Consider the following 12246-nt stretch of genomic DNA (forward strand, 5'->3'; position numbering starts at 1 on the left):
TACAACTCTTTGCCGCAAATCCAAAGAATGAGTCGGCATTCCTTTCTCTCCTTCCTCTTGAATACCTGTACCCTATTTTAAATTAAAAGGCTGTAGGTCTGCAACGATGATACTGTCCGGCTCGATCCTGACTGTTGCAGGACAACAAAAAGGGATCCCCGATCGAGAAGGGATCCCATAAGTGAAAGATCTGCTGGAGAGGATTTAGAGCTTGTACTCCACGCCGCTGGCTTTATCAATAGTGCGGATCACTTCCCAATACTCTTTGTAAGTGATGGGAATGAACTGCTCCCCACCACTCTTGCCAAACTCTTCCGCTAGCTTGGTGCCTTCCCACTCAAAGGTGAAGAAAGCCTCTTTCACTTTTTCCGCCACTTCTGGGTGGAGGTTGTAGACAACTCCATAGGCTGTGGTGGGGAAAGTTTGAGATTTGTAGATGGTGCGAATTTTGCTGGGATCAATCGTGCCCCGCTCGGCCATGCGGGTCATCACGGAGTTGGCAATAGCCGCCGCCTCGTAGTCACTGTTAAACACACCCAAGATAGAGTTCTCGTGGTTGCCTGAGAAGACAGTTTGGTAGTCAACCCCGGGCTCCATGCCAAATTCCCCTTTCAGCAGCGCCGAAGGAGCCTTAAAGCCAGAGTTGGAGGTTTCGCTAGTGAAAGCCAATTGCCGACCGCGCAGATCTTCGATGGATTGGATATCGCTATCGGCAGGAACGATGATCTCCATTTCGTAGCCGAAGCTGCCATCCAAGCTGGCCATCATAGCAAAAGGACGGAAGCCCACCGCATTCACCGCCAAAGGGACAGAGCCGGTGTTAAAGCCGGTCACATGCAAACGGCCCGCCCGCATCGCTTCCAACTGAGCAGCATTGGACTGCACTGGGAAGTATTCCACCTTCTTGCCGGTTACCTCTGCCAAGTGATCGAGAAACTCAGCCCAAACGTTCTCGTAAATTGAGGGATCCTCAACGGGGGTGTAGGCAAAGATCAGGGTATCCGGATTGATCCACTCGTTCGGATCTTCCGGCACATCGGCAATCAAATCGCCATCGCGGTCGCAGAAGCGCACATCCATCTCCGGCGGACGGGGGCAATCTTTGGCCTGGGCATGCACCAGTCCAGACAGGGCTACAGAAGCACCGGCCACGGTGGCAACTAGCCCCACGAGCAAAGAGCGACGGCCTGCCAAGAAAGTTTTCATCATAGTGTCTATTGACTCCTCAATGAGGGCTTAGTGTTTCTTCAAGGAACTGATAGAAAATAGCAGGCTAGAGTTAATTTTTTGTTAAGCGAAGATTAAGAAAAGGTAATCTCCACTCAAAATCCGCAGAATTTCAGAGAGGGATCCCAGTGATTGCTACTGATACGCTGGGTTTACCCGTAGAACTCACTCCCAGGCCCGAATGGCCGAAATGGCCACCAGCAAGCTACCAAAACCGACAACACCCGCCAAAAATGCCCCAAAGTGCCCTTCGGTTTCGGGTAGCTCGTGCTTCAGCACTTGAAAGATTAAAACCCCCGCTACAAAGGCAATGCTGGCGGCTAAGGCTATCTCCGGCAAAATGGCCCTTTGCCCCATCAGCCAACCGACAAAAAGGGATCCGATCAACAGCCAACGCCCTTGGTGCTGAAATAAGTGGGGATGATGCTCAAATAGATCTTTACAGACGATGCTGAGGTCGATAGCCAAAGCGATGGTCAGCAACAGGCAACTGAGCCATTCTTGCACCGTGTGTCTTAGCAGATAACCCAGAATTACGCTGTAGAGCGTAAAGAAACCAATGTGAACGGAAAATATCCTTGGATGCAGCAATGCCTCTTGCTTGGAAGATTGGGCCAGCCCCTCCAACTCATATACCGTAACAATGCCCAGCAACATGAGCAGATGAATGTGTTCAATCAAATAGCCCAACACAGGCACTTCTAGGGGCATCAAGTGTTGTTGCAGCTCCGTCACTTCCGCCAAAAAAGCCGTGAACACATAGGCCAGAGAAATCCCTCCACCCAGAGAGAGCCAGTAGCGCTGCGGAATGTTGTGCAGGAGTTGCTGTAGCCGCCGGGTGAAGAAGATCACCCCAATCAAGGTCAGCAGAAGGAGTAGGCTGAACATCTTGGCACCACAACTTGCAGAACTGTACCCACGTAAATACGCGGAGGAACTCCCTCGCAGATACCTTGGGCCGTCAGGCTGGGAGCTGGATTGATGAACCCTGCAAGAGAAACTCCTCTCTTATTACCCCCGCTCCAGCTGAGAATGCAGCCCATTTTGCCTGAGAGTGGGCTGAGAAACCGCAGATCAACCGCTTTTTCGTCCTCCTTGAAACCATTGACCTTGGCATCATGCTATGAGTTGATGCGACGGGATCCGATACATCAAGCCATGCCCACCCCCCCTATTCACTTTGGCACCGACGGCTGGCGAGCCGTGATTGCCGATGCCTTTACTTTCCAAAACTTGACCGTTGCAGCCCAGGCCAGCGCCCAAGTGTTGGCCCGCACCTACCCCGGCGAAGGGATCCTGGTCGGCTACGACAACCGCTTTCTTTCGGAACGCTTTGCCGCCCACGTTGCTGAGGTGGTGGCCCGCCTGGGGATCCCGGTCTATCTCTCCACCACGGTGGCCCCAACGCCGGCCTTTAGCTGGGGTGCCAAGGAGCGGGGCTGCCACGGCGCTTTGGTGATCACCGCCAGCCACAACCCCCCCCACTATTCCGGCCTCAAGGTCAAGGGAGGATTCGGTGGCTCCGTGCCACCGGAAGTCACTGCCGCCATCGAGCAGGATATGCGCCACCTGCAACCTCTTGGATCCCACAAGACCCCCATCCACACCTGGGATCCCTGGCCCGGCTACCTGGCTCAGCTCAGCCGCTTTGTGGATCTGGAAAAGCTCAAGGGATCCCCGGCCAAGATTTGGGTGGATGTCATGTTTGGCTCTGGCGCTGGCGGCCTCAAGCGCCTCTTGGGGGAGAAGGTCATTGAGTTGCAGGCGCATCGGGATCCCTTGTTTGGGGGATTTCCCCCTGAGCCTTTGCCGCAAAACCTGCAGGCTTCCGCTCAGATCATCGCAGCGGATCCGGCCCCCTTGAAAATGGGTTTGGTCTTTGATGGGGATGCCGACCGCATTGCGGCTCTCGATGGGCAGGGCCATTTCCTCAGCCCGCAGATCCTGATCCCCATCTTGATCGACCACTTGGCCGGGCGACGCAGCTTGCGGGGCGAGATTGTCAAAACCATCAGCGGCTCCGAACTGTTTGTTAAAGTTGCACAGCACTACGGCCTGCCGGTTACGGAAATGCCGGTGGGCTTTAAGTACATCGCCGAGCGCATGATGAGCACAGAGGTGCTCTTGGGTGGAGAAGAATCGGGCGGCATCGGCTACCTGGGCCACATTCCCGAGCGGGATGCCCTGCTTTCGGCCCTGTATCTCATCGAAGCGGTTACGGAAACCGGCCAAGATCTCAGCACCATCTACCGGGCTTTGCAGGAACGGGAAGGGTTCACCTCTGTTTACCTGCGCCGCGATCTCCACCTCGCCGATCAAAATCAACAAACCCAGCTCTTCCAGCGGCTGCAAAAGGATCCCCCGCTTGAGATTTTGGGGCAGAAGGTGATCAAACATTTCGACAAAGATGGCCACAAATTCACCCTCGCCGATGGAAGCTGGGTGATGATTCGCGGCAGCGGCACCGAGCCTCTGCTGAGGTTGTACTCAGAAGCGAAAGACCTAGAAGCAGTGAACGCCCTCCTGGATTGGGCAGCCGCCTTGATCGGCCAGGTTGATTGAGGTTGATGCGGATCCCTTGCAGGGCAAGGATCCCACTTGTTCACAAAATCTTGCAAAGTCGGACAAAGTACGGCTTCTTTGGCAAAGCTGGATCGCTTGACTCAAAATTCAGCCGGAATCCTTCAGCTAGCACAAGATCCCACAGATTTTGAATTCCCCGGAAAAGTTCGACTACCCTGTTCAGACATCGGCCAATCAATAGCCAGGATTTTGCAGGGGGCTCAGTTGAAAGTCACAGATGCTGGATTGGGATTGGATTGAACTGGTGGCGCGCCATTGCTCAAGAGAGTAACTGGAGGGTTGTCGTACTGCACTGGTGGTGGAGGCAGGGGCAGAGCTTGCTCGACCGATACAGAAACTACGCAGGAGGCGCCTGCGGCTAGGCTTCCGCCCGCGAGAGAAATCGTGGTCGTACCACCAATTGCTGTCAGCGTACCACCGCAGGTGTTTGAGTTAACTTCTGGATTCGTAATTTGTAACCCTGGAGCCGGAGTGCTGGGCAAAATGTCGATGAAACTGAGGCCGGTTATGGGAACAGTTGCAGTGTTCGTAATTGTGAAGACAACAGCCACGATGTTGCCGTTTGTAGTCGAGTTAGGAACAAACTGCTTAGTAAACCCTGGAGGAGTAGCTAGGATCACGAAGAGATCGACAGGTGCGCTTGGAACAGGAGGAGCCTGGTTACTGGTCAGAGTTACGGCAGGGTTAGTATAGGTACCTGTGCCTGCAGCAACAACCTGAACAGTAACTGTACAAGTTGCGTTGGCAGCCAGTGTTCCATTGCTTAGAGTGATTAGGGCCCCGCCTGGAGTCGGAGCAAATGATCCACCACAGGTATTGGTGATGTTAGGCGAAGTGTCAACAACTAACCCTGCAGGCAGGCTGTCTGCAAAGTTGAGGCCAGTCAGTTGGATGCCAGAGTTGTTGGTGATTGTGAAGCTTAGGGTTACGGGAGCGTTTGGTGAGGTTGTGGAAGGACTGAAGCTCTTAGTAAACTTCGGGGCAGCCAAGGGGCCTGGGGGCAAGCCAATGATACTGGGAGAGGGGTTCGGGCTGGGCAGGGGAGGGATCGTCGGTGCCGACACAGGAGGGGGCACAAGAGGGCTGGGTTGACCTGGGGGAACAGATCCAATCGGAGGAGTGGATGGCAGCCCTACCCCCGTTCCTCCGGGTTCCGTATTTGGGTTTTGCACAGGGATGATTGGCCCTGGCAGCGAGCTGATTGGATTCCCCTCTTTAGTTTGTTGACAAGCTGTTAGCAAGCCCAAGCACAGGCAAGCCAAAACCCCAGCTACTTTTCCCGTTTTCATTCCCTCATCCTCCTGCCATTCAACTCTCTCGTGGCACAAACCCAAACAGCCTTACTCAGCTCTAGCTTAGGGGGCTTGGGCGTCCGCTTTCAGACTCAGAGCTTGACCAAATGAATCTCGAATGACCACGATTACCAAAACCCTTTCTCCTGTAGCAACATTGGCAGTATAGGCAGCCGGGTCAGCCGGAAAGGTAAAGCCGCCGGTGAGGGTGATCCCGTTTCGGTCGTCGTAGCTATTGCCTCTGCCTATCAGCGTATTTCTAAACTGCTCAATTGCCGTCGGCAAAAAGATGCTGGTAATATCCGTGCCGCGACTGATGTTGAAAAACTGAACCTCTACGCTCCTGATCACTCCTGGAGCACGTAAGCCGGCCAAGGTGATAGTTACAAAGGCGGATCCCACTGAAAGATTAAACTGCCCAGACAGACTAGGCGGATCCGGAAGGTCGGGTTGAACCGGCGGTGGGGTGATGGGGGCAAAGTCCGGCCCTGGGCGGAAGGTGATAGGCGTGAGATTGGGGGCAATCGTGGGGGCAACGGCCACAGGAGGAGGCGTGGCACCGCTAGAATCCAGTAGAGGCGGCACCCCGCTGGTGGTCTCGCTACTGCAGCCGGTAATCAGCGCAACCGAAGCACAGGTTGCCCAAAGAGAGAGGCCGCCACGGCCAAGGGCTGAGCCAAAACGTCGTCTCATCGAAAAATCTCCACTCACTCACACCACAGCAAACGTCTTAGGCAGCGTCCAGCGGGGATCCACCGAGCTTGCTCAAGTCTTATGCATCTGCACAATTTCAAGGGGGATGTCTGCTGTTAGTTCTACTGCATCCTAGAGCGTTGTCAAGCGAGCGGCAGAGCAAATGCAAGAAATTGTTCTGGAAATGGCCCATCCCCTAGATATGGGGTATCATAGCCTCGAGCAGGGGCGGCCAGCTTACCTGTAGCGTTAGGGGTTGGGTGCCTTCTCCCCATTTTGTGTGGATTTGCCCAGATTTAAGGTGTGTGAGGAAGTGCCGTATGAACTTCAAAGGTCGCTCGTTGGCGGTTTTGTGTGGAGTCTTGCTGCTAGGCGGCTGCGGAGAAGTTAATGAGTCTCCGACCTTGCCTGGGCCCGTCCAGGTGGATCCGGCTGCCTTTGTCTCGGCCCAAGAGTATCGCTTTACCCCCGGCTCAGTGCTGGAGACCACCAGCCTCCGCTTGGACTATGTCAATCCGAGGTTTGACAACGGGATCCCTGTGCGCACCAACCCCCTCCAAGGCAGCGGTGAAGCTCGCATCGCCAATGTTGAAGCCCGCATCTTGCCTGTGAACGAGATCCCAGCCAGTGAGCTGACAATCGACTCCACCCTTCGCTCCAGCACGCTGGCCATCCAAATTGGGCGAACCACACCGCTGGTGAATATCACTGCCTTTGGACCCAACGACGGCAGGCTATCTACGCAATTCAATATCGCCGGGCTGGTTGCAATTTCGACAAACCCCAATGATCAGCGCATTCGGGTGAACACAACCTTTAGAGCCGTCAGGGAAGGTACTGTCTTGACTCTCACCGTGCGCCGAATCTTGGTGAATAGGAATGGCAACCAAGTTGTCCTAGAGGGAGATTCTTCTCTCATTGTCCGCACCACGGGGGTACTCTATGAAGATCCTGGCCCCAACGGCGACCCACCAGCAGGAAGCTTCGTGAACCCAACAGAAGGAGTATCTGCCATTCTCCAGACAGGTAGTTTCTCCGCCAGCTTTGTGGTGCGGCAGCGGGGCGTTGCGGGTGATGGCACTCCTGAGGATGCCTTGGCCCTGTTTGCACGCCTGAACTTCCGTCCCAACCAGGCGGAGATTGTCTATCGTCCCGACCAGGTGGGTACGCAGTCGGTACTGTTTGCTCCGGATCCCACTCGTCCAAACATCTTGCCCAATCAGTTGGTTCGCATCCGCCGCTTACTGAACGGTCGTGTTCAAGCGGAGTTTGATCCGGCCAACGTCAGCACAGTTCTCAACTTTGTGCAGGTCAGCCCGCCGCCACGACCTTTCCCCACACCGATACCGCAATTGCCGGAATTGCCGGTTCCTGATCGTCCGGGTGCCCCAACAGTCTTTGATTACTTTTTCTCATTGCGCACAGAGCGCTCTACAGGTACGTTGCCTGGATCCCCTGTGGAGGGAACTAATCTCAGTCCTGTTATCCTTCAGGGCATTGTCCCCACCACGGGAGATTTTGTCTTCCGCACCTTAGCTGGGGCACAACTGGCCGGGCCGTTTAATAGGGCAGATATTGGCGGTTCTCTGCTGCGAGGCAACTTGAATTTGGTTTTCGATCCAACCACCTCTGGCTCGAATATCTCTGGGCAATTCTTTATTGAGCAAGAGTTCCCCACTGACAACCAAGTTATAGGCCCGAACCCACCAACTGGCGACGGAAATACGGGTACTCCTGATGCAGGGGGAGTTATTCTCATTATTCGTGGATTCTTTGAGGGCACGCAGGTGCGGCTGTAACCCAGGCAACCCGTTTGATCCCAGAGCAGGGATCCGCTCTGGCTTGGCCTTTTCGTCGGTCAGAGCTTGGGTAGATCGCTGAGCACCACCTGTGCGCAGTTGTGGCCAGGGATCCCGGTCACTCCGCCTCCTGGGTGCGCCCCTGAGCCGCAGAGGTAAAGGCCGGGAATGGGGGATCGATAGTCGGCCAGGCCGGAGATGGGCCGTAGGTTGTAGCTTTGATCCGGCGTCATTTCCCCGTGAAAAATGCTGCCCCCCACAAGGCCGAAGCGGGCCTCCAGATCCACGGGCGACAACATCTGCCGTGCGATCACGGCGTTTTTAATGTTGGGGGCAAATTGGGCAATTTTGTCGATTACCCGATCGGCAAATTCTTCCCGCAGGCCATCGTTCCAGTCTCGCCCTTTGGGTTGGTAAGGCACAAACTGACAGAAACAGGAGAGGATGTGCTTGCCTGGGGGAGCCATTGTCGGGTCGGTGGGGGATTGGCTGTAGATCTCGATAAACGGATCCCGGGAAGGGATCCCGTATTTGCAATCATCCCAAGCCCGCTCCAGATAGGCCACCGAGGGAGCAATGTCTACCGTGGCGGAACTGACCACTTCTGGGGGCACTTCAGCAGGGGCCGCCGTGTAGCGGGGCAGTTCCTCCAGGGCCAAGTTGAGCTTGTACACCGGGCCTGAGGTGCGGTAGTGCCGTTCTAGCCGGTCACGCAAGTCTGGGGGCAAAGAGGAGCAGAGTCGCAAAAAGGTGATTTGGGGATGGGCATTGGAGAGAACCGCCCGCGCCCGCACGGTTTCCCCCGATTCGAGGATAACCCCAGCGGCCTGCCCACTCTCTATCAAGATCTCCGCCACTGGAGCAGACGTGCGGATCTCCACCCCTAAGTCCAGAGCTGCCTTGGCCATCGCTTGGGTAATGGATCCCATCCCACCGCGCACATAGCCCCAGACCCCACGCGAGCCAATGGCCCGACCTACCGCATGGACCAGCCAGATGTAGGGCGTACCTGGAGTCATCGGCCCGGCTGAGGTGCCAATCAAAGATTGGGGAGCCATCGCCGCCTTGACCTGCTCCGACTCGAAGAACTCATCCAAAAGATCGGTGGTCGAGAGGAGCATGATGCGGCGGAAATCGTCTTCATACCCGGCGGCTGCAAAGCGATCCGCCAGTTGCCCCAGTGAAATCGGCGGCTGCATTAAGGTTGGCTCCACCACCTCGTTCACCCGATCCCAAAACTCCTCCCAGCGGTCGTAGGCTTCCGCATCTTTGCGGGAAAACTTGGCAATTTCCGCCTTGCTCTTGGCGCGGTTATCGGCATACAGGAAGAGGTGCTGCCCATCCGGGAAGGGCATGAAGTAGGAAGGTTGCTTGGCATAGACCTCAAAGCCATAGTCCGGCAGGCGCAGATCGCGGATGATCTCCGGGCGCAGCAAACTACAGGAGTAGGAAGCCACCGACACGCGAAAGCCTGGGTGAATTTCTTCTGTAATGGCAGCACCACCAACGGTGTGATAGCGCTCCAGCACTAGCACTTTTTGCCCCGCTTTGGCCAAATAGCAAGCGCTCACCAGCCCGTTGTGCCCGGCCCCAATCACCACCGCGTCGTAGCTCATCAACAATCCTTCTGCAAACGCTTCTCCACCCACAATACTCCTGACAGCCAAGACTCGATCTGCCGGCAAGGGATCCCTGCCTTAACCGATGGAAAAAACCTGATCCAGACTCAACTCTCCAGCCCGGATCCCTGGGATCCCAACTTTCTCCTTGGGGGTGTAAGCCTCTCTTTTTTGGTAAACTCCCGACTCTATTGGCAAGCTGTACGTCTCTAGGCAGTTCTCTTGCAAGTTCAAGATCCAGTAGTTGGGGATCCCGGCTTTGGCGTAGAGTCCGAGTTTGACTTCCCGATCATAGGTAAGGGAAGAATCAGCCACTTCGATGATGAGATAGATGTCTTCGGGCTGAGGATGCCGAGAGCGGTACTCATCCTGCTGAAAGCGCACAATGGCAAAGTCGGGCTCCGGCTCGTGATTGGGGGGCAGTTGCACTGGATCCTGGGTGCGCACAATAGCTTGCTCCTGCACAAGGCCCACCAACAGTCGGTACAGGCGGCTACAGTAGGCGGCGTGCCTCTCCCCTTTCGTCATCTTTTGAACCAGGAGCCCGTCAATCAGCTCCAACTGATTGGGCTCTTCAATCTGTCCAGACTCAATCAGCCGATGAAACTCCTCAAAGGTATATCGCCTGATATAGGGATCCAATCGGGCGGCTAGAGTCATCGACCAAACTCATCAGACCCTAAACTTCATATCACCACTCTACCAACTCACAAAAAAGGGATCCCTGGACCAGCCGAGGGATCCCTTCTCTACCGGTTATTCAGCAGGTGAGGCTTGCTACCCCGACTGAGAGGCTGTCGAGGCGATAACAAAGGCCGCGTAGGTCAACACGTAACCCACCGTGAAGTGAGCCAGACCCACCAGACGACCTTGGACAATCGACATGGCCACCGGCTTGTCTTTCCAGCGGATCAGCTTGGCCAAGGGAGTGCGCTCATGCGCCCACACCAAGGTCTCGATCAGCTCTTGCCAGTAGCCGCGCCAGGAGATCAGGAACATGAACCCAGTTGCCCACACCAGGTGGCCGAACAGGAACATCCAGGCCCAAACCGCCAGGTTATTCATCCCGTAGGGGTTGTAGCCGTTGATCAACTGGGCGGAGTTGGCCCAGAGGTAATCCCGCAGCCAGCCCATCAGGTAGGTGGAGTTCTCGTTGAACTGGGCAGTGTTGCCGCTCCAAACCCCAAGCTGCTTCCAGTGCCAGTAGAAGGTAACCCAGCCGATGGTGTTCAGCATCCAGAACATGGCCAGGTAGAAGGCATCCCAGGCGGAGATGTCGCAGGTGCCGCCCCGACCCGGGCCATCGCAGGGGAAGCTGTAGCCGAAGTCTTTTTTATCCGGCATCAGCTTAGAGCCGCGAGCATCCAACGCACCTTTCACCAGGATCAAGGTGGTGGTGTGCAGGCCCAGGGCAATGGCGTGGTGCACCAGGAAGTCACCCGGGCCAATGGGCAGGAACAGGGATCCATTGGGATCGTTGATGGCCTGCAGCCAGCCCGGCAGCCACACGTTGCCGTAGTTGGGCCAAGCGGTAGAAGCAAGGCTGTCGGGGTTGGACAACAACACATCCATGCCGTAGATCATCTTGCCGTGAGAGGCCTGGATGAACTGAGCAAACACCGGCTCGATCAAGATCTGCTTCTCCGGCGTGCCAAAGGCCTGCATGACGTCGTTGTGGACGTACAGCCCCAGGGTGTGGAAGCCCAGGAACAGCGATACCCAGCTGAGGTGGGAGATGATCGCTTCTTTGTGATCCAGCACCCGCGCCAGCACGTTGTTCTTGTTGGCCTCAGGATCGTAGTCCCGCACCAGGAAGATGGCCCCGTGGGCAAACGCCCCCACCATCAAGAAGCCAGCAATGTACTGGTGATGGGTGTAGAGAGCCGCCTCCGTGGTGTGATCCATGGACATGAACACGTAGGGGTTAAGGGCGTACATGTGCTGCGCCACCAGCGAGGTCACCACCCCCAGACAGGCCAAGGCCAGAGCCAACTGGAAGTGCAGGGAGTTGTTGACCGTGTCGTAGAGACCTTTGTGGCCTTCTCCCAGCAGGCCTCCGAAGGGAGTGCCCTTGGGGGGGTTGTGGGAGCCAAGGATCTCCCGGATGCTATGGCCAATGCCCCAGTTGGTGCGGTACATGTGGCCGGCCACGATGAAGATCACCGCGATGGCCAGGTGGTGGTGGGCCATGTCCGTCAGCCACAGGGACTGGGTGTTGGGGTTAAAGCCACCCAAGAAAGTGAGGATGGCCGTGCCCGCCCCTTCTGCCGTGCCCCAGACATGGTTGGCCGTGTCCGGGTTCTGGGCATACACCCCCCAGTTGAGGGTAAAGAAGGGCTTCAGACCTGCCGGGTGGGGCAGAGTGGTAAGGAAGTTGTCCCAGCCTACGTGCTGCCCGCGGGACTCGGGGATGGCGACGTGTACCAGGTGACCAGTCCAAGCCAGGGAACTGACCCCAAACAAGCCGGCCAGGTGGTGGTTGAGACGGGCTTCAGCGTTCTTGAACCAGCTCAGGCTAGGCCGGAAGCGGGGCTGCAGGTGCAGCCAGCCGGCAAACAGAAACACTGCCGCCAACAACAGCAGGCCAATCGCGCCGGTGTAGAGATCGCCGTTGGTGCGCAGGCCAATGGTGTTGAACCAATAGTACAGGCCAGAGTAGGCCGCGTTGACGGGGCCGCCGCCCCCCGGTTGGGTAAAGGCTTCCACCGCTGCCTTGCCAAAGTGGGGATCCCAGATGGCGTGGGCGATGGGCGTAACACCGGTGGGGTTGGCTACCCATTGCTCATAGTTGCCTTGCCAGGCGATGTGGAAGACGTTGCCGGAGGCCCACAGGAAGATGATTGCCAGATGGCCAAAGTGGGTGGCGAACAGCTTTTGGTAAAGCCGCTCCTCCGTCATGCCATCGTGGGTCTCGAAGTCGTGGGCGGTGGCAATGCCATACCACAGCCGACGCGTGGTGGGATCGCTGGCCAGGTCTTGGCTGAATTGGGGAAAACGAGTTGCAGTTGTCATGATTCTCTCTTCCTCCTTGCC

9 protein-coding genes are annotated in these 12246 nt (G+C 56.4%); 2 read left to right on the plus strand and 7 right to left on the minus strand.

Annotation, left to right across the window (positions count from 1 at the left end; translation table 11 throughout):
- Window positions 1-204: 204 nt before the first annotated feature.
- Complete coding sequence (phnD, locus tag ACVWVQ_RS08725; protein ID WP_457508000.1) at window positions 205-1209, minus strand: phosphate/phosphite/phosphonate ABC transporter substrate-binding protein; 1005 nt, start codon at window positions 1207-1209, stop codon at window positions 205-207.
- Window positions 1210-1392: 183 nt separating this feature from the next.
- A complete protein-coding gene (locus tag ACVWVQ_RS08730; RefSeq protein WP_457508003.1) occupies window positions 1393-2115 on the minus strand; it encodes a hypothetical protein in 723 nt (240 codons plus the stop codon).
- Between the two features lie 270 nt (window positions 2116-2385).
- Here ACVWVQ_RS08730 and ACVWVQ_RS08735 point away from each other — a divergent pair, with 270 nt between their 5' ends.
- The gene (locus tag ACVWVQ_RS08735; protein WP_457508004.1) at window positions 2386-3789 is read left to right on the plus strand and encodes a phosphoglucomutase/phosphomannomutase family protein; all 1404 of its coding nucleotides are present in this window, start codon (window positions 2386-2388) and stop codon (window positions 3787-3789) included.
- Window positions 3790-4010: 221 nt separating this feature from the next.
- Here ACVWVQ_RS08735 and ACVWVQ_RS08740 read toward each other — a convergent pair whose 3' ends face one another.
- The gene (locus ACVWVQ_RS08740) at window positions 4011-5099 is read right to left on the minus strand and encodes a DUF7933 domain-containing protein (RefSeq protein WP_457508006.1); all 1089 of its coding nucleotides are present in this window, start codon (window positions 5097-5099) and stop codon (window positions 4011-4013) included.
- Window positions 5100-5165: 66 nt separating this feature from the next.
- A complete protein-coding gene (locus ACVWVQ_RS08745) occupies window positions 5166-5795 on the minus strand; it encodes a hypothetical protein (RefSeq protein ID WP_457508008.1) in 630 nt (209 codons plus the stop codon).
- A 320-nt stretch (window positions 5796-6115) separates the two neighbouring features.
- On the opposite strand from ACVWVQ_RS08745, the gene ACVWVQ_RS08750 reads away from it, so the two are divergent.
- Window positions 6116-7594, plus strand: a complete 1479-nt coding sequence (locus ACVWVQ_RS08750) for a hypothetical protein (protein ID WP_457508010.1) — start codon at window positions 6116-6118, stop codon at window positions 7592-7594.
- A 59-nt stretch (window positions 7595-7653) separates the two neighbouring features.
- Here the strand turns inward: ACVWVQ_RS08750 and ACVWVQ_RS08755 are convergent, their stop codons facing one another.
- The 3 genes from ACVWVQ_RS08755 to psaB all read right to left on the minus strand — a co-directional run bounded on the left by ACVWVQ_RS08755 (window position 7654) and on the right by psaB (window position 12225).
- Window positions 7654-9261: a phytoene desaturase family protein gene (locus tag ACVWVQ_RS08755; RefSeq protein ID WP_457508012.1), complete on the minus strand. Its 1608-nt coding sequence runs from the start codon at window positions 9259-9261 to the stop codon at window positions 7654-7656.
- Window positions 9262-9291: 30 nt separating this feature from the next.
- Entirely contained in the window at window positions 9292-9873 is a 582-nt protein-coding gene (locus ACVWVQ_RS08760) for a Uma2 family endonuclease (RefSeq protein ID WP_414522281.1), read from the minus strand.
- A gap of 117 nt (window positions 9874-9990) precedes the next feature.
- Window positions 9991-12225 (minus strand): photosystem I core protein PsaB, encoded by a 2235-nt coding sequence (psaB, locus tag ACVWVQ_RS08765; protein ID WP_457508014.1) that lies wholly within the window; start codon window positions 12223-12225, stop codon window positions 9991-9993.
- Window positions 12226-12246: the final 21 nt, after the last annotated feature.

This window comes from Thermostichus sp. MS-CIW-36, from assembly GCF_054059035.1.